Consider the following 22,581-nt stretch of genomic DNA (forward strand, 5'->3'; position numbering starts at 1 on the left):
CCCATGCTCCTCGGCGTCAACACCTGGGTCTGGGTCTCACCCCTGACCGACGAGAACCTCGACGAGGTCCTGGACCGCGTCGCGCAACTCGGGTTCGACGCCGTCGAGCTGCCGCTGGAGCGTCCCGGGCTCCTCTCCGCCGAGAGGGTCCGGGGCGCCCTGGCGGCGCACGGCCTGACGCCGTACGTCGTCGGCGCCATGGCGCCCGGTCGCGACCTGGTCGCGACCGACGCCGCCACCGTCGCCGCCACGCAGGACTACCTGCGGGCGTGCGTCGACCTCGCCGCGGGCATCGGCGCCAGGAGCGTGTGCGGCCCGTTCTACGCCGCCACCGGACGCACCTGGCGCATGGACGCCGACGCCCGCGCCACGGCGTACGCCGAGTGGCGCGAGCACCTCGCGCCCGTCGTGGACCACGCGGTCGCGGCCGGCGTCCGGCTGGGGATCGAGCCGCTGAACCGCTACGAGACGTCCCTGGTCAACACCGTCGACCAGGCCCTGACCGGCCTGGACGGCCTGCTCGGGCCCGGGCTCGGGCTGGCGATGGACACCTACCACCTGAACATCGAGGAGCGGTCGTCCGCGGACGCGATCCGCGCCGCCGGCGACCACCTCGTGCACGTGCAGGTCTGCGGCAACGACCGCGGCGCCCCCGGTGGCGACCAGACCGACTGGGACGCCGTCCTGGCCGCCCTCGGCGAGGTGGGGTACGCCGGCCCCCTCGTCATCGAGAGCTTCACCGGCGACAACGAGACCATCGCGACGGCCGCCTCCATCTGGCGGCCGCTCGCCACCACGCAGGACGACCTGGCCCGTGACGGCCTGGCGTTCCTGCGAGACCTGACCCGAGAGGACCGAACGTGAGCGACGAGCTCGGGGTGGCCGTCGTCGGCTACTCCTTCATGGGCAAGGCGCACTCCAACGCCTGGCGCAACGTCGGGGCCTTCCACCCCGGCCTGCCCCGCGTGCGCCAGACGGTGCTCGCCGGGCGCGACGGCGCCGCGGTCGCGCACGCCGCCGCGGCGTACGGCTGGGAGGAGTCGACCAGCGACTGGCGCAGCGTCGTCGAGCGGGACGACGTCCAGCTGGTCGACGTGTGCACCCCCGGCCACCTGCACCACGAGATCGCCCTCGCCGCCCTGGCGGCCGGCAAGCACGTGCTCGTCGAGAAGCCGCTGACCAACACCGTGGCGGAGTCCGAGGAGCTGGTCGCGGCCGCCGCTCGCGCCGCGGCCGAGCACGGCGCCGTCGCGATGGTCGGGTTCAACTACCGCCGCGTCCCCGCCCTCGCCCTGGCCCGACGGCTCGTGGCGGAGGGCCGGATCGGACGTGTCCGCCAGGTGCGGGCGGCGTACCTGCAGGACTGGCTCGTCGACCCCGGGGCCCCGATGACCTGGCGCCTGCGGGCCCACGAGGCCGGCACCGGCGTCCTGGGCGACCTCGGCGCACACGTCGTGGACCAGCTCCGCTTCCTGCTCGGCGACGCCGGCGAGACGCGCTGGGCCAGCGGTCAGCTCGCGACCTTCGTCCCCACCCGCCCCGGCCCCGACGGGCCCGAGGAGGTCACCGTCGACGACGCCGCCTGGATGACCCTCGGCCTCGCCGACGGCGCCGTGGCGAGCGTCGAGGTCTCCCGCATGGCCACGGGGCGCAAGAACGCCCTGCGCCTCGAGCTGTACGGCGAGCGCGGCTCGCTGACCTTCGACCTCGAGCGGCTCAACGAGCTGACCCTGGAGACCGGCGGCGGCGACGCCCGCGTGCTCGTGACCGACGGCGACCATCCCTACCTCGACGCGTGGTGGCCGCCCGGCCACACGCTGGGCTGGGACTCGACGTTCACCTCGCAGGCCGCCGACCTGCTCCGCGCCATCGCGGACGGCACGCCCGTGGCACCGTCGTTCGCCGACGGTCTCGCCGTGCAGCGGGTGCTCGGGGCCGTCACCGACAGCGCCGCGCAGTGCGGCGCGCGTATCGAGCTGGAGGGCTCCTGATGGGCAAGCGCTTCACCCTCTTCACCGGCCAGTGGGGCGACCTCACCCTCGACGAGGTCGCGGGCCTGGCCGCGGGCTGGGGGTACGACGGCCTCGAGATCGCTGTCTCCGGGGAGCACCTCGACGCCTCCCGCTGGGACGACGCCGACTACGTCGCCGAGCGCCTCGGCATCCTCGAGAAGCACGGCCTCGGCTGCTGGGCCATCTCCAACCACCTCAAGGGCCAGGCCGTCTGCGACGACCCGATCGACTTCCGGCACCGCTCGATCGTCGGCGCCGACGTCTGGGGCGACGGCGACCCGGAAGGCGTCCGGCAGCGCGCGGCGACCGACGTCGCGAACACCGCCCGCCTCGCCCGCGCGATGGGGATCGACACCGTCGTCGGGTTCACCGGCTCCTCGATCTGGCAGTACGTCGCGATGTTCCCGCCCGTGCCGGCGTCGGTGATCGAGGCGGGCTACACCGACTTCGCCGACCGCTGGAACCCGATCCTCGACGTCTTCGACGAGTGCGGCGTCCGCTTCGCCCACGAGGTGCACCCCTCGGAGATCGCCTACGACTGGTGGTCGACCGTCCGCGCCCTCGAGGCCGTCGGGAACCGTCCGGCGTTCGGCCTGAACTGGGACCCCAGCCACATGATGTGGCAGGGCCTCGACGTGGTCGCCTTCATCACCGACTTCGCCGACCGGATCTACCACGTCGACTGCAAGGACACCCGGATGCGGATGGGCGGCGGCCGCAACGGCGTCCTGTCCTCGCACCTGCCGTGGGGCGACCAGCGGCGCGGCTGGGACTTCGTGTCCACCGGCCGCGGCGACGTCCCCTGGGAGGACGCCTTCCGCGCCCTGGCCCGCATCGGCTACGACGGCCCGATCTCGGTCGAGTGGGAGGACGCCGGCATGGACCGCCTCCAGGGCGCCGAGGAGGCCCTCGCCTTCCTCAAGCGGTTCGACTTCGAGCTCCCCGCCGCGTCGTTCGACGCGGCGTTCGACCAGGGCTGAGCGGCGTACGCCCGCCGCTCACCGGGTCTCGTGGCTCGGGCCTGGCGGCCCTCACACCTCGACCACCGCTGGTTGAGGTGCGACGAGCGCCAGCGCCCTTCGACAGGCTCAGGAACCGGCCACGAGACCCGGTGAGACGACCACGGTCAGGTGCCCGGGGTCTCGAGGCTCGGGCCTGGCGGCCCTCACACCTCGACCACCGCTGGTTGAGGTGCGACGAGCGCCGGCGCCCTTCGACAGGCTCAGGAACCGGCCACGAGACCCGGTGAGACGACAAGGTGCCGGGGTCTCGAGGCTCGGGCCCGGTGGCCCTCACACCTCGACCAGCGGGTCAGTCCTCGAAGCGCGAGGCGTCGCCGGCGCCGTGACGCAGCACCTCGGGCTCGTCGCCGGACAGGTCGACGACGGTGGTGGGCTCGGCGGTGACCTCGCCGGACTCGAGGACGACGTCGACGACGTGGTCGAGGTCCTCCTTGACCTCCCAGCCCATGGTCCGGGCCTCGGTCTCGCCGGGGAGGATCAGGGTGCTGGTGAGCAGGGGCTCCCCCAGCTCCTCGAGCAGCGCGCAGACGAGCGGGTGGTCGGGGATCCGGACGCCGACCGTGCGCTTCTTCGGGTGCATGAGCCGCCGTGGGACCTCGGGGGTCGCCGGGAGGATGAACGTGTACGGGCCCGGCGTCGCGGCCTTGATGACGCGGAACGCGGCGTTCGGCACGTGGACGAACTGACCGAGCTGGCTGAAGTCGCGGCACATGAGGGTGAAGTGGTGCCGGTCGTCCAGGCCGCGGATGCGCAGGATGCGGTCGCGGCCGTCGCGGTTGCCCAGCGCGGAGCCCAGCGCGTAGCCGGAGTCCGTCGGGTAGGCGAGCAGGGCGCCGTCGCGCAGCTGCTCGACGACCTGGCGGACCAGCCGCGGCTGCGGGTCGACGGGGTGGAGGTCGACGTACCGGGCCATCAGGGGGTCACGACTGCGCGGCGCGGGCGGCGTCGCGGGCCTTCATGTCGCGCCGCAGCTCCGGCGGCAGCGCGAAGATGAGGGACTCCTCGGCGGTGTGGACCGCACGGGCGTCGGGGTAGCCGCGCTCGGAGAGGTACGCCAGGACGCCCTCCACGAGCGACTCGGGCACCGAGGCGCCGGAGGTCACGGAGACCTTGCCGACCCCGGTCAGCCAGTCCTCGTCGATCTCGGAGGCGTCGTCGACGCGGTACGCCGCCTTCGCCCCGGCCTCGAGGGCGACCTCGGCGAGGCGCACGGAGTTCGAGGAGTTCGCGGAGCCGACGACGATCACGAGGTCGGCGTCCTTGCCGATCTCCTTGATCGCGAGCTGCCGGTTCTGGGTGGCGTAGCAGATGTCGTCGCTGGGCGGGTCGAGCAGGGCGGGGAACCGCTCACGGATCGCGGCGACGGTCTCGAGGGTCTCGTCGACGGACAGGGTGGTCTGGGAGAGCCAGGAGACCTTCTCCGGGTCGCGGACGACGATGTTCGCCACGTCGTGGGGGCCCTGGACGAGCTGAGTGCGCTCGGGGGCCTCGCCCGCAGTGCCCTCGACCTCCTCGTGGCCCTCGTGGCCGATCAGGAGGATGTCGTAGTCCTCGGCGGCGAAGCGCCGCGCCTCGTGGTGGACCTTCGTCACCAGGGGGCACGTGGCGTCGATCGCCTTGAGGTCGCGCTCCGCGGCCTGGCGGTGCACCTCGGGGCTGACGCCGTGGGCGGAGAACACCACGGTCGAGCCGGACGGCACCTCCTCGACCTCCTCCACGAAGATCGCGCCGCGCGACTCGAGGTCGGCCACGACGTGCTTGTTGTGGACGATCTGCTTGCGCACGTAGACCGGGGCGCCGTACAGGTCGAGGGCCTGCTCGACGGTGATCACCGCGCGGTCCACGCCGGCGCAGTAGCCCCGCGGGGCGGCGAGCAGGACGGACCGCTCGGCCTCGTCCGTGGGCAGGACGGCCGGGGTGCCGAGGTCGATGCTCATGACATCGATTCTAGGGAGTGCGGGCCAGATGGGCCCATCGGCGAGGCCCTGGTGGCTGGGTGGTGGCTGGGTGGTGGCTCAGTGGTGGCGCGGGAACGAGCGGCGCACGAGCCAGGCGATCCCGGCCACGGCGCCACCGACGCCGAGGGCGACGGCCTCGAAGGTCGGCCCGACCACGACGGGGAGCACGAACGACGGCGCGGTGAGCACCCCGACCCCCACCAGGTCGAGCATCGTGAGCTCGCCGGTGGTTCCCGCCGAGCCGGCGGTGCGGACGGGACCGGGCTGGGAGGGTGCGTGCAGGGCCATGCGCTCAATGTAGATGAACTGGATAGAGATTGGCTAGATATCACACGTCCTTGGTCCGTCGCCCACGACCCGCCGTCGGCGAGCCCGCTGTCGGCGGCACGCCCTAGGGTCGCGGCATGGCCCTGGAGACGTCCGCGGAGGCACCCGCCCCGGTGCGCCAGGTCGCCATGCTCGTCGGGCAGTGGATCGGCAAGCTGGGCGCGGTCTGGGTCGAGGGCCAGGTCTCGCAGGTCAACCGCCGTGCCGGCTCCGGGACCGTCTTCCTCACGCTCCGCGACACCCTCGCCGACGTCAGCGTCACCGTGACCGCGCCGCGGGCGACGCTCGACGCGATGTCGCCGCCGCTGGTCGAGGGCGCCAGCGTGCTGGTCCACGCACGTCCTTCCTTCTACGCCGCCCGTGGGTCCTTCTCCCTCGCCGCCCGCGAGATCCGGGCCGTCGGCCTCGGCGAGCTCCTCGCCCGCCTCGAGCGCCTGCGACAGCTGCTCGCCGCCGAGGGGCTCTTCGCCGCCGAGCGCAAGCGCCCCCTCCCCTTCCTCCCCCGTCGCGTCGGGCTCGTCACCGCCCGCGGGTCGGCCGCCGAGCGCGACGTCGTGGAGAACGCCCGCCGCCGGTTCCCCGGGGTCGTCGTCGAGACGGCGTACGCGACGGTCCAGGGCCACCGCTCCGCCGCGGAGGTGATCGCCGCCGTCGAACGCCTCGACGCCCACCCGGAGGTCGACGTCATCGTCGTCGCGCGCGGCGGCGGGAACGTGGAGGACCTGCTGCCGTTCTCGGACGAGGGCCTGGTGCGGGCCGTGTCCCGGGCGCGGACGCCCGTGGTCTCGGCCATCGGTCACGAGCAGGACACCCCGCTGCTCGACCTGGTCGCCGACGTCCGCGCCTCGACCCCGACCGACGCCGCCCGCCGGGTGGTGCCCGACCTCGCCGAGGAGCAGGCGGGCATCCGCGCGACCCGCGACGTCGCCCGCGCGGTCGTCGTGCGCCGGGTGGAGCGGGAGCAGGCCGGCCTCGACGCCATCCGTGCCCGGCCGTCCATGGCGGACCCCCGCACGATGCTGACCGCCCGCGGCGAGGAGGTCACCGCGCTCCGCGACCGGGCCCGGCGCACGCTGGGCCACCGCCTCGACCGTGCCGCCGACGACGTCGACCACCGCCGCGCCCGCGCCCGGGCGCTGTCGCCGCTGGCGACGCTGCGGCGGGGATACGCCGTCGTGACGGACGCCGACGGTCACGTGCTGAGCGCCGCGACGGCCGGGGTGGGCGACGGGCTGGTGGTGCGCGTGGCCGACGGCCGGCTGCGGGCCACGACCACCGCGGTGGAGACCGAGGACCTGACCGGGGACGTGACGACGGAGGAGGAGACGTGAGCGACACCGACGAGGCCGCAGTGGAGCCCCTGGGCTACGAAGCCGCCCGCGAGCAGCTGGTCGAGGTGGTGGGCCGGCTGGAGTCGGGCGGCACCTCGCTGGAGGAGTCCCTACGGCTGTGGGAGCAGGCCGAGGAGCTCGCCCGCACCTGCCAGGCGTGGCTCGACGGCGCCCGGGAACGGCTGGACGCCGTCCTCGGGGAGGCCGACGACTGACGACCGCGGCTACCGGTCCTGGGCGGGCAGCGGGTCCTTGGTGAGCGACTCGAGGAACGCGACGACCTGCTCGTCCGGCGCGGACCCGTGGACGAGGACGTCCTCGCCGTCGACCTCGGCGGCGTAGCCGACCTCGCCCTCGCCATCGGTGTACTCGGTCCAGTCGGTCGCGAGGTCGCTGTCGAGCGTCACCTCGTCGCCGGTCTCGACGTCGTCGTCGAACCAGAGTTCGACCATGTCGTCGAGCCGGTCGCCCTGCGAGACGCCGACGAACCGCTGGTCGTCGGTCAGGACACCGAGCGACCAGACCGTGCGCTCACTGCCCGACTCGGGTCCGAGGTCGACGCTGGTGGCCTCCCATCCCTCGGGGAGCGAGGTCGGGTAGACGGGCTCGAGTCCGCTCTCCTGCGCGAGGCCGACCGTCTCGACGTAGTCGAGGGCCTGGACGGGCTCGAAGTCGTTGTCGCGGAAGAGCCCCCGCCACGCCACGAAGGCCACGACGACGAGGACCGCCACGATCATGGCGCCGACCAGCCCGGAGAACGAGCGGTTGTAGCGCCCGGGGCGCCCGGCCGGCTGTCGGGTCTGGCTCACGCCACCATTCTCCCCGGACGACGGTGACGTCGGCGCATTCGTCCTCAGGTGCGGACGCACTCTGGGTTTCGGGCCGCGAATGCGGCATGATCCGCGCCGTGACCCAGTACCGCATCGCCGAGGCCGCCGAGCTGCTCGGCGTCAGCGACGACACCGTCCGACGCTGGATCGACGCCGGACGGCTCCCGTCCGACGTCGACGGCAGCCGGACCGTCGTCCCGGGCGTCGACCTGGCCCGTCTGGCCGAGTCGCTCGCCGACCACCCCGACCGGGAGCGGACCCGCGCCGCCGCGGTCAGCGCCCGCAACCGTCTGCAGGGGATCGTCGTCAAGGTCACGCTCGACACCGTCATGGCCCAGGTCGACATGATCTGCGGCCCCTACCGGATGGTGTCGCTGATGAGCGCCGAGGCGGCCCGCGAGCTGGGTCTCGAGCCCGGCGCCCGGGCCATCGCCTCGGTGAAGTCCACCAACGTCGTCGTGGAGCGCCCGTGAACCGTCGTCTCGCCGTCCTCGCCCCCGCCACGCTCCTCGTGGCCACCCTCGCCGCCTGCGGGGGTGGTGACGACGGCGGCTCGGGCGGCTCCGCTGACTCCGGGGGTGGCGACACCGTCCTGCGCGTGCAGGCCGCTGCCTCCCTGACCGACGCGTTCGACCAGATCGCCGAGGAGTTCGAGGCCCAGAACGAGGGCGTGAGCGTCGAGGCGACGTACGACTCCTCCGGCACCCTCGCCGAGCAGGCCGCCGACCAGGCCCCCGGCGACGTGCTCGCCACCGCCGACGAGAACTCCATGCAGACCGCCGTCGACGGTGACGCGATCGCCTCGGGCCCGGAGGTCTTCGCGACCAACACGCTGGTCGTCGTCGTGCCCGCCGGCAACCCGGCGGGCATCGAGTCCTTCGAGGACCTCGACGGGGACGACGTTACGTACGTGGCCTGCGTCGACACCGCGCCCTGCGGCGCCATCGCGCAGACCCTGATCGACGACGCCGGCTTCACCAACGAGCCCGCCAGCCTGGAGCCCGACGTCCGCGCGACGCTCGAGCGCGTCGTGGCCGACGAGGCCGACGCCGGCCTCGTCTACACGACCGACGCGATGTCGGCGAGCGGCGACGTGGAGACCATCGAGATCCCGGGTGCCGAGGACGACCCGACGTCGTACCCGATCGGGGTGCTGGAGCAGTCCGAGGACGCCGAGGCCGCCCAGGCCTTCGTCGACCTGGTGCTGTCCGACTACGGTCAGGGCGTGCTGTCGGACGCAGGCTTCGGGAGCCCGTGACGCGCGGGCTCGGTCGTCCGCCCCTGGTCCTGCTGGTCCCGGCGGGGATCGCGCTCACGCTGCTGCTCGTCCCGCTCGTCTCGCTGCTCGTCGTCACGCCCTGGGCCCGGCTGCCCGAGCTCGTCGCCTCCGAGGAGGTCCTCGACGCGCTCCGGCTGACCGGGCTGGCGTCGCTGTCCACCGTGGTGGTGTGCCTGCTCATCGGCACGCCGCTGGCCTGGGTGCTTGCGCGGGTCGAGTTCCGCGGCCGGTCCGTGGCCCGCGCGCTGGTGACCGTGCCGCTGGTCCTGCCCCCGGTCGTCGCCGGTGTCGCCCTGGTCTCCGCGCTGGGGCGCAGCGGCGTCGTCGGCTCGGTGCTGCGCGACGCGACCGGGGTCGTGATCCCGTACACGACCCCGGCCGTCGTCATCGCCCACACCTTCGTGGCGATGCCGTTCTACGTCCTCTCGGTGGAGGGGGCGCTGCGCGCCAGCGGCGAGCGGTACGACGCCGTGGCCGCGACCCTGGGCGCGACACGGTGGACGACCTTCCGCCGCGTCACGCTGCCGCTCGCGATGCCCGGCGTGGTCGCGGGCGCCGTCCTCGCGTGGGCGCGGTCGCTGGGCGAGTTCGGCGCCACGGTGACGTTCGCCGGCAACTACCAGGGCATCACCCAGACGATGCCGTCGCTGATCTACCAGACCCTGCAGAACGACCGCGAGACCGCGCAGACGCTCAGCATCATCCTCCTCGGCGTCTCGATCGGGGTCCTCGCGCTGCTGCGCAACCGGTGGCTGAACGCCGGCGGGACCACGGGGGCCGGCGCATGAGCAACGGACTGCTCGCCCGGATCGAGGTCCCCGGTCGCCTCGCGGCCGACGTCGAGGCGGGAGCCGGCGAGGTCCTGGCCGTGATCGGCCCCAACGGCGCCGGCAAGACCACCCTGCTCACCGCCCTCGCCGGCCTCGTGGACATGACGGGGCACGTCGAGGTCGGGGGCCGCTCGTGGACCGACCCTCCCCTGCCCGTGCGCGACCGGCGGGTGGGGTGGGTGGTGCAGGGCCAGGCGCTCTTCCCGCACCTCTCGGCACTCGACAACGTCGCGTTCGGGCTCCGCGCCCGCGGCGTGCGCCGGTCCGAGGCCGCCGAGCGCGCCCAGGCCTGGCTCGACCGGCTCGGGGTCGGCCCGCTGTCCGGGCGTCGGCCGGGTGCGCTCTCGGGCGGCCAGGCGCAGCGGGTGACGATCGCACGGGCGCTGGTCACCGAGCCGGACCTGCTGCTGCTCGACGAGCCGTTCTCCGGGCTGGACGTGGGCGTCGCGGCCGCGCTCCGGATCGAGCTCGCCGCCCACCTCGCGGACTTCGCCGGCGTGACGCTGATGGTGACCCACGACGCGCTCGACGCCCTGACGCTGGCCCAGCGGGTCGTCGTCCTGGACGACGGGCGGGTGGCGCAGTCCGGGACGCCGGCCGACGTCGCCGCCCACCCGCGGACCGACCACGTCGCCCGGCTGGTCGGGCTGAACGTGCTGGCCGGTCCCGACGGGTTCACGGCGTTCCGCCCTCAGGACGTCACCGTCTCGACCGCGCGGCCCGAGGGGTCCGCGCGCCTGCGGTGGCAGGGACGGGTCAGCGGGCTGACGCCGCACGGGGACGCCGTCCGCGTCCAGGTGGACACGCGCTCCTCCGCCGGGACCGACCTGCTCGCCGACGTCACCCCGGAGGCCACCGCCGAGCTGGCGCTCGTCCCCGGGGCCGAGGTGTGGCTGACGGTCAAGGCGACCGCGGCACGGACGTACGACCGCGGACCGGACCTGCGCGACTCGCCCTGAGCCTCCCGGCGTGCCCTAGGGTTCGGAGCATGACCGACGCCGCTCCTGACGCCGTCCCCGACTCGCTCGCGGTCGCCCCCATGTCTCCCGACCGGAACCTCGCGCTGGAGCTCGTCCGCGTGACCGAGGCGGCCGCGATGGCGGCCGGTCGCTGGGTGGGACGGGGCGACAAGAACGGCGCCGACGGCGTCGCGGTCCACGCCATGCGCGTGATGATCTCGACGATCCAGATGAACGGCACCGTCGTCATCGGCGAGGGCGAGAAGGACGACGCCCCGATGCTCTACAACGGCGAGCAGGTCGGCGACGGCACCGGCCCGGAGTGCGACGTCGCCGTCGACCCGATCGACGGCACCACGCTGACCGCGAAGGGCATGAGCAACGCGGTCGCCGTCCTCGCGGTCTCCCCGCGGGGCTCGATGTACGACCCGTCCGCGGTGTTCTACATGGAGAAGCTCGTGACGGGCCCGGAGGCCGCGGACGTCGTCGACATCCGGCTCCCGGTCGCCGAGAACATCGCCCGCGTCGCGAAGGCCAAGGGCTCCTCGAAGGAGGACGTCACCGTCGTCCTGCTCGACCGACCGCGCCACGAGGCGCTGGCCGAGGAGATCCGCGCGACCGGTGCGCGCATCAAGTTCATCGTGGACGGCGACGTCGCGGGCGCGATCGCGGCCGCCCGGCCCGGCAGCGGCGTCGACCTGCTGCTCGGCATCGGCGGCACCCCCGAGGGGATCATCACCGCCTGCGCGATGAAGTGCGTGGGCGGCGTGATCCAGGGGCGTCTCTGGCCGACGGACGACGAGGAGCGACAGCGCGCCCTCGACGCCGGGCACGACCTGGACCCCGACCACGTCCTCGCCACCGACGACCTGGTCACCGGCGACGACTGCTTCTTCGTCGCCACCGGCATCACGGACGGCGACCTCATGCGCGGCGTGCAGTACCGCGGCGGCGGCGCCACCACCGAGTCGCTGGTCATGCGCTCCCGCTCCGGCACCATCCGCGCCATCCGCTCCGAGCACCGCCTCAGCAAGCTCCGGGCCTACTCGGCGATCGACTTCGACTGAGGGACGAAGTCGAAACAGTCGATCGGGTCGAGTAAGGGGCGCGACCGAGGAACGAGGTCGCGGGCCGCATCGAGACACCGGTGAGCCGACCGCCTCCCTGGAGCGGCAGCCGGCGAGTGGCAGGGCGGCAACGAGTGGCACCCGAGCCGAGTCGGCTGAAAAGCACCGACTGAGCGCTGGCGAAGGAATGCGGCTTCTGCCGACTCGGCGATCGGAAGGAGCGGCGGGCAGGTGGCGGGTCAGGCCGCCCGAGAGGGTTGGTCCGTACGTCGGAGGAGCCGGTGATCGAGGGAAAGCCAGACGCGGCCGACGTACGCCGAGGGGCGCACACTGCTGCCGGCACGACGCCGTACAGCTGCGCAGACGTGCCGACTCGACCCCCTACAGCTGCGCAGACGTGCCGACTCAACCGCGACTCGGCGGTCAGGCAGGGACCGCGACGGGGACCGGGGTGCAGGCGGCGGCGAGGGCGGTGAGGACAGTGCCGACGACGGTGGGGTCGACGGCCATCCCGCAGTGCGACGTGGTGACCTCGACGCCCCGTGCGCGGGGGTGGGTGCAGGCGCGCCAGTCGACCACGCCGTCGCGCCGTGAGTACACGGCCGTCCACGGCACGTGGGGGGCGAGCGGAGCGGCCGTGGCCTCGAAGGCGAGGCGGGCGCAGTCGCCGCGGACGCAGTCGCCGGCCATGACGCCGGGCAGGCCGGCGGCGGCGAGGCGGGTCAGCGTGCCGACGCCGACGGTGAGCAGGCGGTGGTGGGCGCCGGGCGCCTGCACGGGGCTGCCGAGGGTGACGAGGCCGGCGACCAGGTCGGGGCGGCGGCCGGCGAGGCCGCGCGCCAGCATGCCGCCGAGGCTGTGGCCGACCAGCAGCACGGGGCTCCCCCGCCGGATCGCGATCGCCTCGGCGCGACGCTCGATCGCGTCGAGCACGGTCTGGGTGCAGCCCACGTTGGCGTGGATGCCCGAACGGTGGGTCCGGTAGCCCTGCGCGCGCAGCTCGCGCGCCATCCAGGACAGCGAGCGGTCCCCCGCCATGAAGCCGGGCACGAGCAGCACCGGCTGGCCGACGCGGGCCGGTCGCGGGGCGGCGTACGGCGTCCCGCGGCGGTGCCGCCGGTCCGCGAGGCCGTGCGCGGCGGCCCGTCCGACCTCGGGCAGGATCCGCGCCTCGCGGGCGATCGCCCTCAGCCCGGGTGGGGCGAACCCGTCCGGGCAGAGGAACGCCGCCAGCGCGGTCCCACCTGTGGCCCTCGTCACATACCCACAGTACGGCGTCGCGGGTATCCGTGTCCTGTGTTCGCCACAGGTGTTGACTGAACCCATGAGCACCGACTTCGACCGCCTCCCGGACTTCACCGGACCGGCCGAGCCCGACGCCGCGGACGCCCCGGAGGCGCTCGCCCGCGTCGTCGCGTCGCAGGAGATGTTCGCGCCCGTCAACGACGGGGTCGAGATCTGCTACCAGACCTTCGGCAACCCCGACGACGAGCCGCTGCTGCTCGTCATGGGCCTCTCCGGCCCCATGAACTGGTGGGACGAGCCGCTGTGCCGCATGTTCGCCCGGCGGGGCTTCTTCGTCGTGCGCTACGACAACCGCGACGTCGGCCGCTCCTCCCGCATCCGCCGCCGGGTCAGCCGCAACTCCCTGGTCCGCGGGTTCCTCGGCCTGTCGGTCGACGCGCCGTACTCGATCAGCGACCTCGCCGACGACGCCGCCGGCCTGCTCGACCACCTCGGCCTGCGCTCCGCGCACGTCGTCGGCGTCTCGATGGGCGGGATGATCGTCCAGGACCTCGCGCTGCACCACACCGGCCGCGTCCGGTCGATGACGTCGGTGATGTCGACGACCGGGCGTCGCACCGTGGGCTGGCAGCACCCCCGGCTCCTGCCCGCCCTGACGATGTCCCGCCACGCCGGCAAGGAGGCGTACGTCGAGACCTCGGCGACGTTCTGGAAGCTGATCGGCTCGCCGGGCTACCCGGACCCCGAGGACGTCGTGAAGGCGCGCGCGGCCGAGACCTGGGACCGCGGCATCTCGAACGGCGGCGTGCTGCGGCAGATGCTGGCGATCGTGAGCCAGCCGGACCGCACCCGCGCCCTGCACTCGCTGCGCGTCCCGACGCTGGTCGTGCACGGCGACGCGGACCTCATGGTCAACCTGTCCGGCGGCCGCGCGACGGCCCGCGCCGTCCCGGACGCCGAGCTGGTCGTCGTCCCCGGCATGGGCCACGACATCCCCGCCGCGCTCTACCCCTCGTTCGCCGACGCCGTCCGTCGTACGGCGGACCGGGCGGTCCCGTCAGCCGGCTGAGCCCGGCGTGACGGCCGCGGCGGCCGGCACCGACCCCCCGCGGACCACGGGCATCGCCAGCCGGGTCACCGGCGCGTGGCTGCCGGGGGGCGCGAGCAGCACCTCGACGGCGCGGGCCCCCAGCGCGACGAACGGCAGGGCCACGCTGGTCAGCGTGGGCGTCAGCCAGCCGGCGAGGTCGGAGCCGTCGAAGGAGACCACGGCGACGTCGTCGGGGACGACGGCGCCGTGCGCCGCCAGCGCCTGGTAGGCGCCCATGGCCACCCGGTCGTTCAGGCAGACCAGCGCCCCGTCGCGCGCGGCCGGCGTCCACCAGCAGGAGACCGCGTCCCGGGCCGCCGGGACCGTCCAGTCGCAGCGGACGACGTCGGCGATCGTCCGTCCCAGCTCGCCCAGCCGCTCCTCCAGCCCCGCGAGGCGCATGGCGCCGGCGTACGACCCCTGCTCGGCCTCGTCCCCGACCACGACGACCGGTCCGGCGCAGCGCGCCACCAGGTCCGCGGCGCTGCGGCCTCCCCCGACCTCGTCGGGCACGACCGCGGGCAGGCCGCTCGCCGGGTCCACGCAGTTCAGCAGGACGGCGCGCGACTGCGCCAGCGCGAGCGGGACGGAGACCTCGCGGTGGCGCAGCGTCGCGTAGACGATGCCGTCCACGCCCTGGTCCAGCATCTGGTCCACCAGCAGCCGCTCGACCAGCGGGTCGCCGTCGGTCTCGCCGACGAGGAGGAGGAGGTCGGACTCCCGCGCGGCGGCACTGGCCCCGGTCAGCATGCGGCTCGCGAAGTGCCCGCTGGCCACGGAGTCGGAGACGAGGCCGACCGTGCCCGTCCGCGCCGTGCGCAGGCTGCGGGCGGTCCGGTTGGGCCGGTAGCCGAGGTCGACGACCGCGGACCGCACCCGGTCCACGGCGTCGGCCGAGATGCGCATCTCGGCCGAGCGCCCGTTGAGGATGTACGACGCGGTGGTTCGTGAGACGCCGGCGCGCGCGGCCACGTCCGCCAACCGTGCCTTCCGGACACCTCGGACCATTCGTCACTCCCGTCTCACGCGACCTTGACTCGCGGGTGAAGCACGTCACAGTATTGGGCTGCTGATTCGATTCAGCAATGCACGATCCGCTCAGGCGGTTCCGACGGGGAGGAGTGAGTGCATGACGCCCACCGGGCAAGGTAGGACGCCGAGAGCGGGGCGCCGCCGAGGTCGTCGAGGCCTGGCCGCCGCGGCAGCGCTCGTGGCCGGGGCAGGTCTGCTGACCGCCTGTGGCGGCGACGGCGGCAAGCCGACGCTGAACTGGTACATCAACCCGGACGGGCAGGACACGCTCGCCTCCATCGCGGAGCGGTGCAGCACCGACGAGTACGACGTCGTGACGCAGCTGCTGCCCGCCAGCGCCACCGACCAGCGCACCCAGCTCGCGCGCCGGCTGGCGGCCGAGGACTCCTCGACCGACCTCATGAGCATCGACCCGGTCTTCGTCCCGGAGTTCGCGAACGCGAACTGGCTGCTCGAGCTGCCCGCGGACACCATCGACGACGACACCCTGCAGGGCGCCGCCGACACGGTGGTCTGGGAGGACGCGATCTACGCCGCCCCGCAGTGGGCGAACACCCAGGTGCTCTGGTACCGCCGCTCCCTCGCCGAGGCCGCGGGCCTCGACATGAGCGAGCCGGTCACCTGGGACCAGGTCATCGACGCCGCGGGCGAGAACGGCGGCACCGTCGGCGTCCAGGCCAACCAGTACGAGGCCTACGTCGTGTGGATCAACTCCCTCATCGCCGGCGCCGGCGGGGAGATCATCAGCGACACCGAGGCCGGGCGTGACGCGACCGTGGAGATCGACTCGGAGGCCGGTCGCGACGCGGCAGCGATCATCCAGAAGCTCGCCGACAGCGACGCGCGCCAGCCCGACTTCACCGTCTCCAACGAGGGCACGACGCTGGCCTACATGTACCCCGCCGACGGGCCCGGGGAGTTCATGACGAACTGGACGTTCGTCTACGCGAACTACCAGGGCCTCATCGGCGACGGCGAGGGTCAGATCAGCCAGGACGAGTTCGACGACCTGGGGTGGGCCCGCTACCCGCAGACCGTCGAGGGTGAGGAGTCCCGGCCCCCGATCGGCGGCATCGAGATCGGGGTCGGCGCCTACACCGACGAGCCCGACTTCGCCCGCGAGGCCGCGCTGTGCGTGACCGACGAGCAGGCCCAGGAGGAGCTCGCCGTGAACGACGGCCTGATGCCGTCCCGCTCGTCCGTCTACGACTCCGACGCCCTGCAGGAGAACTTCCCGACGGACCTGCTCGCGCTGTACCGCGACTCGATCGACACGGGCGCACCGCGCCCCAAGAGCGCGTTCTACAACCAGATCTCGGTCGCGCTGCAGCAGCAGTGGCACTCCCCGGAGGACGTCGACCCCGAGACCACACCGGCCCGGTCGGCTGACTTCGTCACCGCCGTCCTCGAAGGGAGGGCCCTGCTGTGAGCACCGTGACCGCTCCCGCCACGAAGGACGGGGTCAACGAGAAGAAGGCCGTGCCGCCCGACAGCGACCGGATGAAGGCCGAGAACCGACTGGGTCAGCGCCTGGTGGCCCCGGCCCTGGCGCTGATGCTGCTGGTCACCGCGTTCCCCATGCTGCGCTCGCTGTACCTGTCGCTCTTCGACTACAGCCTGACCGCCCCGGACGAGCGTGAGTTCGTGGGTCTGCAGAACTACATCACCGCGCTGAGCGACTCGGCGCTGTGGCTGACCACGCTGAACACGGTGTTCATCATGGTCGTGACCGTGGCCTTCGAGCTCGTCATCGGCTTCGCGTTCGCCCTGGTGATGCACCGGGTGGTCTTCGCCCGCGGCCTGATCCGGACGTCGATCCTGATCCCCTACGGCATCATCACCGTGGTCTCCGGCTTCGCCTGGCAGTTCGCCTTCTCCAACACCAACGGGTTCGTGAACTCGTGGCTGCCCTTCCTGGACAGCACCTTCAACTGGTTCGGCCAGTACGGCAGCGCCATCGCCGCGATCATGGTCTCGGAGATCTGGAAGACGACGCCGTTCATGTCGCTGCTGCTCCTGGCCGGCCTGGCCCAGGTCAGCGAGGACATGGTCGAGGCCGCGAAGGTCGACGGCGCCACCTGGCTGCAGCGGATGACGAAGGTCGTCCTGCCCAACATGCGCGCGGCGATCATGGTGGCGGTGCTCTTCCGGGCGCTGGACGCCTACCGCGTCTTCGACAACATCTTCGTGATGACGAACGGGGCGGTGGGGACGAGGTCGGTCTCGTTCCTGACCTACCAGCAGGTGGTCGAGCAGTTCCAGTTCGGGATCGGCTCAGCACTCTCCGTGCTGCTGTTCCTGTCGGTGCTGCTGATCGCGTTCCTCATCGTGAAGCTGTTCAAGGTCGACCTGGCCTCGGCCCGGCAGGAGAAGTGAGGCACCCATGAGAGGCACGAACAAGGTCGGCATCGGTGTCGGCTTCATCCTGATCATGGTCTGGTGCCTGCTGCCGGTGGCCTGGATCATCTCCCTGTCCTTCAAGTCGCAGGAGGCCATCACGGCCGGCAGCCCCGGCTTCCTGCCCACGTCCGGCGGCAGCGCCGGGTTCCAGAACTACGTGGACGTCCTGAACGACGAGCAGTTCCGCCGGGCGATCTTCAACTCGATCGGTATCTGCCTCATCGCCACCGCGCTGTCGGTGATCCTGGCCACGCTCGCGGCGTACGCCATCGCGCGGCTGGAGTTCAAGGGCAAGCGCTTCGTCCTGACCACGGCCCTGGCGATCGCGATGTTCCCGGTCGTCTCGCTGGTCAGCCCGCTGTTCGACATGTGGCGGACCCTCGGGATCTACGACACGTGGATCGGCCTGATCATCCCGTACATGTCCTTCACGCTGCCGTTGGCGATCTGGACGCTGTCCGCCTTCTTCCGGGAGATCCCCTGGGAGATGGAGCAGGCGGCCCAGGTCGACGGCGCGACGAGCTGGCAGGCCTTCCGCAAGGTCATCGTCCCGCTCGCCGCACCCGGCGTGTTCACCGCGGCGATCCTGACGTTCTTCTTCGCGTGGAACGACTTCGTCTTCGGCATCTCGCTGACCTCGACCGAGGCGGCGCGACCGATCCCGGCGGCGCTGTCGTTCTTCGTGGGCGCCGACCCGTTCAACCGGCCGGCGTCCCTGCTGGCCGCGGGAGCCGTCGTCTCGACGATCCCGATCATCCTCATCGTCCTCGTCTTCCAGCGAAAGATCGTCGCCGGTCTCACCTCCGGCGCCGTGAAGGGGTAACTCACCATGGCTTCCATCACCATGAAGAACATCGTCAAGAAGTACGGCGACGGCTTCCCGGCGGTCAACGACGTCTCCATCGACATCGCGGACGGCGAGTTCGTCATCCTGGTCGGCCCCTCGGGCTGCGGGAAGTCGACCCTGCTGCGGATGATCGTGGGCCTGGAGGACATCACCTCCGGCGACATGATGATCGGCGAGAAGAAGGTCAACGACCTGGCGCCGCGCGACCGCAACCTCGCGATGGTCTTCCAGAACTACGCGCTCTACCCCCACCTCACGGTGTTCGAGAACATCGCGTTCCCCCTCCGGTTGGCCGGCGCCTCGGAGTCGGAGATCACCGAGAAGGTCAACGCCGCCTCGAAGACCCTCGAGCTCGACGAGCACCTGCAGCGCAAGCCCGGCAACCTGTCCGGCGGCCAGCGGCAGCGCGTCGCGATGGGCCGGGCGATCGTCCGCGACGCGGACGCTTTCCTCTTCGACGAGCCGCTGTCCAACCTCGACGCCAAGCTGCGCGGCCAGATGCGCTCGGAGATCTCGCGGCTGCAGAAGCGGCTCGGCATCACCACGGTCTACGTCACGCACGACCAGACCGAGGCGATGACGCTGGGCGACCGGGTCGCCGTCCTCAAGCGCGGCGTGCTGCAGCAGCTGGCCTCCCCGCGCCAGCTCTACAGCAACCCCGGCAACCTCTTCGTCGCCGGCTTCATCGGCTCCCCGCCGATGAACTTCCTGCCCGCGAAGGTGAGCGGCACGTCGGTGGAGCTCCCGTTCGGCACGGTCCAGATCCCGCAGGACAAGGCCGACAAGGTGGCCGCCTCCGCGGCGAACGGGTTGCTCATGGCCGGCATCCGGCCCGAGCACTTCGAGGACGCCGCCGTCGTCGACGCCTCCCGGCAGGGCTCGACCTTCCGCGCGAAGGTCGACGTCGTCGAGTGGCTGGGCAACGAGGCCTACGCCTACATCCCCTTCGAGGCGCCGCCGGAGGTCCGCGAACAGCTCGAGCAGCTCGAGCGCGACCTCGACGGCGAGTCGCTGCGCACCCAGCTGGTGGTCTCCCTCGACGGCACCAGCCGGATCGCCGAGGGGGACGAGGCCGAGATCTGGGTCGACTCCTCGAAGATGCACCTCTTCGACCCGGCGACCGGCGAGAACCTCACGGTCGACCTGGACAACGCGGGCTACATCCACGGCCACGCCATGGCGGAGGCCGCGGAGCAGCCCGCCGCCGCGGGCTGAGCCCGACCAGCAGGACCAGCAGGACCAGCGGAAGGGCTGGCGCCGGCCTCAGTGCCAGCGCCAGCCCTTCGGCTTCTTCTTCTCGCCGGGCCGCGCCTTCCGGATCACCGAGACGCTGCCCAGCAGCGCCAGACCCTTGATCCGGACGACGGGCGAGTCGTCGTGCAGGTCGGCCGGGACCTTCTCCTTCAGCGGCGAGACCTCCCCCAGCACCGGGGTGCCGTCGACGACGACGGCGGTCTCCGCGTCGACGTACACCTCGACCGCGCCGAGGACGGCGTTGACGGTGATCACGGTCTCCCGCTCCGCGAAGACGGCCTCGCGGAGGTCCAGGGTCACCGCGCCGAGCACGGCGGTGGCGGTGTGGGTGGCGGGGACCTGCCAGACGCCGGTGCGCCTCTGCTCGCTCAGGACGCCCAGCGACGACTCGTGCGCGACCGCGGGGACGCCTCCCCGCCCGCGGACCTGGGGGCTCCTGCTGCCGGTCGTGGCCGGGGCGGCCCCGGGCGGGGTGGGCGGCTGCTGCGCCAGGTCCGCGAGCACGGGGACGAGGTCGGCGTACGTCCTGGCCGCCCAGGTGGCCTCGAGGCGCTCGTCGAGCTCGTCGAGGTCGAGGCGGCCCTCCCCCGCGGCGTCGCGCAGGGCCTCGGCGACCTGCTGGCGCTCGGCGTCGGACACGCGTTGCAGGGCTGGATCGCTCATGGCCCCATCCTGGCGCAGCCCGGGCGCCGGCAGCGATGACGGATGTCATCGGCGGGCCACCGGCCCTCAGCCGCGGCGGCGGAGCTTCTTCTGGCCGGGGTCGGGCTTGCGGACGACGTTCACGCCGCCCATGATCGCGACGCCGCGGACGCGGACGAGCGGCGAGTCGGGGGCGATGGCCGCCTCGACCTTGGGCCTCGACTCGGCGAAGCCGCCCATGATGCCGATCCCCTCGACCGAGACCCGGTGGCGCGCGCCGACGACGACGTCGACCCCGCCCCAGAAGGTGACCGCGGTGATCACCACCTCCTGGGCAGCGAAGCGGGCCTCCCGCAGGTCCAGGGTGACGCCGCCCATCAGCGCGAAGGCCTGGTGGGACGGCCCGACCTCCCAGACGCCGCGCCGGTCCTGCCCGGACATGACGGCGATGCTGGTGTCGTAGCGCTGGGCGGGCACGAGCGGACCGGCCGGGCCGCCCTGCGCCACGGTCGGCCCGGGGACGTCACGGCCCGCCGGCAGGTCGGCGACGATCGGCACGAGGTCGGCGTACGTCTTGGCGGCGTACGTCGCCTCGATGCGCTCCTCGAGCTCGGTGATGTCGAGGCGGCCCTCGGCGGCAGCGTCGCGCAGGACGTCGGCGGTGCGGTGACGCTCGGCGTCCGATATCCGCAGCCGGGCGGGGTCGCCGCCGGTGGGTCCCTGCAGGCTCATGCGCCTCAGACTAGGGCGTGTCTCTCACTGTCTGGCCCGTCGCGAGCGGCGCCTGGCGCCTCGCGTCGCAAGGCGGAGGAGGGAGGCGGCCCGGGTTTGGCCGCCGACTGACGAGAACGCAGCGAGGCGACGCGCCAGGGGGCGCGTAGCAGGCCACGACAGTGAGAGACATGCCCTAGGCCGCGGGCTCCGTCAGGCGGAGACCTTCTCCCGCACGGCGGTCGATCGGCCCGCGGCGACGAAGCGGTCACCCGACAGCGAGCCGGCGCCGGTCGCGGCGAGGACGAGCCCGAGGGCGCCGATCAGGGCCACGAGCTCCCAGCCGCCCTCGCTGACCAGGGGCTCGAGCCCCCGGTGGGCGAACCAGAACGCCCCGGCCATCACCGCCGCGACAGAGACGCCGGCGACCCGGGTCGCGAGACCCAGCAGCAGGCAGAGCCCGCCTCCGAACTCGACGGCCATGACGACCACGGCGGAGACCGCCGGCAGCGGCACCCCCATGCCGGCCATCCCCTCGGCGGTCGCGTCGACGCCGGCCTGGAGCTTGGGCAGCCCGTGGGCGAGCAGCACCGTGCCGACGACGAGGCGGGCGGCGAGCAGGGCGAGGTCGGATCGGCTGAGCAGGGTGGACATGGGTGAGCGGGCCTCCGGGGGACGAGGGGTGTGGACGGAACCTCCGACGCTAGGAAGCGTTCCTGAGACGACGGTGAATTCCGGCCCGCGTGCCGGTGTGAGGTGGACGACGTCCCGCCCGGCCCGACGACTACTCCGGGTCGGCGTACGCCCCCGAGAGCGCCGGGTAGTAGGTGTCGAAGTCGAGGGCGTCGACGTCGCCGCCGGTCTCGGCCGTCACGAGCCGGTCGAGGTAGTACTCCCAGCCCGGCCCGACGCTCTCGGCGAACCCGGGGCGGGGGACGTCCTGGGCGAAGCGGAGCGTCGTGCCGCCCTCGCGCTCGACCAGGTCGACCTCGATGCGCCAGACCTCGTCCTCCCCCGGCACCTGGGAGCGCAGGCGGAGCCGGTGGGGCGGGTCGCACTCCTCGATCCACATCGTCTCGGCGGGGACGTCGTCACCCTCGGCGAGCATCCGGAACGTCACGTGACCCTCCGCGGGGTCGCCGGTCCACGTCCCGATCCAGCGGCGCATCCGCTCCGGGTCGGTGAGGGCGGCCCAGACGTCGTCCGCGCCGGTGGCGAAGCGGCGCTCCAGCACGATCCAGTCCGCGCCGTCGCGGTGCTCGCGGTGACCTGTCGCCGTCCCCGTCATGCTGTCTCCCCTGCTCGGTCGTCTGCTCGGTCGTCTGCTCCGTCGGCGCCTGTCGTACGCCGGTCGCGCGTCGTCCTGCGCACCTCGAGGTCGAGCGCGTCGAGGTGCGCAGCCGTCACCCGCGGGCCCCCGTCGGGCGGTCCGAGCGCCTCGAGCCAGTCCGTCACCGGCGCCAGACCGGGGCGCTGCAGCCGGTAGTGACGCTCACGGCCCGCGTCGGTCGCGGCGACGAGTCCGGCCTCGGCCAGCACGCGCAGGTGGCGGCTGACGGCGGGACGGCTGATGGGGTGCGAGGCGGCCAGGTCGGCGACCCGCGCCGGTCCGGCGGCGAGCGCGACGAGCAGCGCCCGGCGTACCGGGTCGGCCAGGGCGGCGAACGCGTCCACCCGCTATTGGTAACAGGTCAGTTACTAATCTGTCCACGGTAGCGTGCCGCCGTGAGCACCCAGGACGGCGG

At 73.0% G+C, this 22,581-nt stretch carries 26 protein-coding genes; 15 read left to right on the top strand and 11 right to left on the bottom strand.

Translation table 11 applies throughout. The features are described from left to right. The first annotated feature begins 3 nt into the window (after positions 1-3). The 3 genes from Q0858_RS07830 to Q0858_RS07840 are packed head-to-tail and all read left to right on the top strand — an operon-like array spanning position 4 to position 2,992. Positions 4-864, top strand: coding sequence for a sugar phosphate isomerase/epimerase family protein (locus Q0858_RS07830; RefSeq protein ID WP_299052394.1), 861 nt, complete (start codon positions 4-6; stop codon positions 862-864). Further along, complete coding sequence (locus tag Q0858_RS07835; RefSeq protein ID WP_299052396.1) at positions 861-1,991, top strand: Gfo/Idh/MocA family oxidoreductase; 1,131 nt, start codon at positions 861-863, stop codon at positions 1,989-1,991. Before Q0858_RS07830 ends, Q0858_RS07835 begins: the two co-directional genes overlap by 4 nt. Then, positions 1,991-2,992 (top strand): sugar phosphate isomerase/epimerase family protein, encoded by a 1,002-nt coding sequence (locus tag Q0858_RS07840; RefSeq protein ID WP_299052398.1) that lies wholly within the window; start codon positions 1,991-1,993, stop codon positions 2,990-2,992. The genes Q0858_RS07835 and Q0858_RS07840 overlap by 1 nt, the downstream gene beginning before the upstream one ends. Before the next feature lie 331 nt (positions 2,993-3,323). Here Q0858_RS07840 and Q0858_RS07845 read toward each other — a convergent pair whose 3' ends face one another. From Q0858_RS07845 to Q0858_RS07855, 3 genes are all read right to left on the bottom strand, one after another. Further along, positions 3,324-3,947: an L-threonylcarbamoyladenylate synthase gene (locus Q0858_RS07845; protein ID WP_299052400.1), complete on the bottom strand. Its 624-nt coding sequence runs from the start codon at positions 3,945-3,947 to the stop codon at positions 3,324-3,326. 7 nt (positions 3,948-3,954) lie between these two features. Next, a complete protein-coding gene (locus tag Q0858_RS07850; RefSeq protein WP_299052402.1) occupies positions 3,955-4,971 on the bottom strand; it encodes a 4-hydroxy-3-methylbut-2-enyl diphosphate reductase in 1,017 nt (338 codons plus the stop codon). A gap of 78 nt (positions 4,972-5,049) precedes the next feature. Next, positions 5,050-5,280: a hypothetical protein gene (locus Q0858_RS07855; RefSeq protein WP_299052404.1), complete on the bottom strand. Its 231-nt coding sequence runs from the start codon at positions 5,278-5,280 to the stop codon at positions 5,050-5,052. A 116-nt stretch (positions 5,281-5,396) separates the two neighbouring features. Here Q0858_RS07855 and xseA point away from each other — a divergent pair, with 116 nt between their 5' ends. Both xseA and Q0858_RS07865 read left to right on the top strand, forming a co-directional pair. Next, positions 5,397-6,650 carry an exodeoxyribonuclease VII large subunit gene (xseA, locus tag Q0858_RS07860; RefSeq protein WP_299052406.1) on the top strand — a complete coding sequence of 418 codons (1,254 nt, stop codon included), beginning with the start codon at positions 5,397-5,399 and terminating at the stop codon, positions 6,648-6,650. Then, entirely contained in the window at positions 6,647-6,865 is a 219-nt protein-coding gene (locus tag Q0858_RS07865; RefSeq protein WP_299052408.1) for an exodeoxyribonuclease VII small subunit, read from the top strand. The genes xseA and Q0858_RS07865 overlap by 4 nt, the downstream gene beginning before the upstream one ends. A gap of 9 nt (positions 6,866-6,874) precedes the next feature. On the opposite strand, the gene Q0858_RS07870 is transcribed toward Q0858_RS07865, so the two are convergent. Further along, on the bottom strand, positions 6,875-7,459 hold the full coding sequence (locus Q0858_RS07870; RefSeq protein WP_299052410.1) for a DUF4245 family protein: 585 nt from the start codon (positions 7,457-7,459) through the stop codon (positions 6,875-6,877). A 98-nt stretch (positions 7,460-7,557) separates the two neighbouring features. On the opposite strand from Q0858_RS07870, the gene Q0858_RS07875 reads away from it, so the two are divergent. From Q0858_RS07875 to glpX, 5 genes are read left to right on the top strand one after another with little or no spacing between them, the layout of a single operon-like run. Further along, positions 7,558-7,953, top strand: coding sequence for a molybdopterin-binding protein (locus tag Q0858_RS07875; protein WP_299052412.1), 396 nt, complete (start codon positions 7,558-7,560; stop codon positions 7,951-7,953). After that, complete coding sequence (gene modA, locus Q0858_RS07880) at positions 7,950-8,738, top strand: molybdate ABC transporter substrate-binding protein (RefSeq protein ID WP_299052413.1); 789 nt, start codon at positions 7,950-7,952, stop codon at positions 8,736-8,738. The genes Q0858_RS07875 and modA overlap by 4 nt, the downstream gene beginning before the upstream one ends. Beyond that, positions 8,735-9,547, top strand: a complete 813-nt coding sequence (locus Q0858_RS07885) for an ABC transporter permease (protein ID WP_299052414.1) — start codon at positions 8,735-8,737, stop codon at positions 9,545-9,547. Before modA ends, Q0858_RS07885 begins: the two co-directional genes overlap by 4 nt. After that, positions 9,544-10,548, top strand: coding sequence for an ABC transporter ATP-binding protein (locus Q0858_RS07890; protein WP_299052416.1), 1,005 nt, complete (start codon positions 9,544-9,546; stop codon positions 10,546-10,548). The genes Q0858_RS07885 and Q0858_RS07890 overlap by 4 nt, the downstream gene beginning before the upstream one ends. A 29-nt stretch (positions 10,549-10,577) precedes the next feature. Beyond that, the gene (gene glpX / locus Q0858_RS07895; RefSeq protein ID WP_299052418.1) at positions 10,578-11,615 is read left to right on the top strand and encodes a class II fructose-bisphosphatase; all 1,038 of its coding nucleotides are present in this window, start codon (positions 10,578-10,580) and stop codon (positions 11,613-11,615) included. A gap of 423 nt (positions 11,616-12,038) precedes the next feature. On the opposite strand, the gene Q0858_RS07900 is transcribed toward glpX, so the two are convergent. After that, positions 12,039-12,875 (bottom strand): alpha/beta fold hydrolase, encoded by an 837-nt coding sequence (locus Q0858_RS07900; RefSeq protein ID WP_299052421.1) that lies wholly within the window; start codon positions 12,873-12,875, stop codon positions 12,039-12,041. A gap of 64 nt (positions 12,876-12,939) precedes the next feature. Here Q0858_RS07900 and Q0858_RS07905 point away from each other — a divergent pair, with 64 nt between their 5' ends. Then, entirely contained in the window at positions 12,940-13,929 is a 990-nt protein-coding gene (locus Q0858_RS07905) for an alpha/beta fold hydrolase (protein ID WP_299052423.1), read from the top strand. Here the strand turns inward: Q0858_RS07905 and Q0858_RS07910 are convergent. Further along, the gene (locus Q0858_RS07910) at positions 13,918-14,922 is read right to left on the bottom strand and encodes a substrate-binding domain-containing protein (protein ID WP_299052425.1); all 1,005 of its coding nucleotides are present in this window, start codon (positions 14,920-14,922) and stop codon (positions 13,918-13,920) included. The genes Q0858_RS07905 and Q0858_RS07910 overlap by 12 nt on opposite strands. 238 nt (positions 14,923-15,160) lie before the next feature. Between Q0858_RS07910 and Q0858_RS07915 the strand changes: the two genes are divergently transcribed. Genes Q0858_RS07915 through ugpC form a run of 4 tightly spaced genes read left to right on the top strand, consistent with a single transcriptional unit; the run spans position 15,161 to position 19,444 of the window. Then, on the top strand, positions 15,161-16,411 hold the full coding sequence (locus Q0858_RS07915; protein WP_299052428.1) for an extracellular solute-binding protein: 1,251 nt from the start codon (positions 15,161-15,163) through the stop codon (positions 16,409-16,411). Continuing rightward, positions 16,408-17,358: a carbohydrate ABC transporter permease gene (locus tag Q0858_RS07920; RefSeq protein WP_299052430.1), complete on the top strand. Its 951-nt coding sequence runs from the start codon at positions 16,408-16,410 to the stop codon at positions 17,356-17,358. Before Q0858_RS07915 ends, Q0858_RS07920 begins: the two co-directional genes overlap by 4 nt. A 7-nt stretch (positions 17,359-17,365) precedes the next feature. Then, positions 17,366-18,205, top strand: a complete 840-nt coding sequence (locus tag Q0858_RS07925) for a carbohydrate ABC transporter permease (RefSeq protein ID WP_299052432.1) — start codon at positions 17,366-17,368, stop codon at positions 18,203-18,205. A 6-nt stretch (positions 18,206-18,211) separates the two neighbouring features. Beyond that, the gene (gene ugpC / locus Q0858_RS07930) at positions 18,212-19,444 is read left to right on the top strand and encodes a sn-glycerol-3-phosphate ABC transporter ATP-binding protein UgpC (protein WP_299052435.1); all 1,233 of its coding nucleotides are present in this window, start codon (positions 18,212-18,214) and stop codon (positions 19,442-19,444) included. A gap of 48 nt (positions 19,445-19,492) precedes the next feature. Here ugpC and Q0858_RS07935 read toward each other — a convergent pair whose 3' ends face one another. The 5 genes from Q0858_RS07935 to Q0858_RS07955 form a co-directional block, all read right to left on the bottom strand. Beyond that, a complete protein-coding gene (locus Q0858_RS07935) occupies positions 19,493-20,146 on the bottom strand; it encodes a DUF1707 domain-containing protein (RefSeq protein ID WP_299052438.1) in 654 nt (217 codons plus the stop codon). A 66-nt stretch (positions 20,147-20,212) separates the two neighbouring features. Further along, the gene (locus Q0858_RS07940; protein ID WP_299052441.1) at positions 20,213-20,857 is read right to left on the bottom strand and encodes a DUF1707 domain-containing protein; all 645 of its coding nucleotides are present in this window, start codon (positions 20,855-20,857) and stop codon (positions 20,213-20,215) included. A 192-nt stretch (positions 20,858-21,049) separates the two neighbouring features. Further along, positions 21,050-21,490, bottom strand: coding sequence for a DoxX family protein (locus Q0858_RS07945; RefSeq protein ID WP_299052443.1), 441 nt, complete (start codon positions 21,488-21,490; stop codon positions 21,050-21,052). A gap of 130 nt (positions 21,491-21,620) precedes the next feature. Beyond that, positions 21,621-22,124: an SRPBCC domain-containing protein gene (locus Q0858_RS07950; protein WP_299052446.1), complete on the bottom strand. Its 504-nt coding sequence runs from the start codon at positions 22,122-22,124 to the stop codon at positions 21,621-21,623. Beyond that, positions 22,121-22,510, bottom strand: a complete 390-nt coding sequence (locus Q0858_RS07955) for a metalloregulator ArsR/SmtB family transcription factor (RefSeq protein ID WP_299052449.1) — start codon at positions 22,508-22,510, stop codon at positions 22,121-22,123. Before Q0858_RS07955 ends, Q0858_RS07950 begins: the two co-directional genes overlap by 4 nt. Between the last annotated feature and the right edge of the window lie 71 nt (positions 22,511-22,581).

This window comes from uncultured Nocardioides sp., assembly GCF_947489365.1.
Classification (GTDB): Bacteria; Actinomycetota; Actinomycetes; order Propionibacteriales; family Nocardioidaceae; genus Nocardioides.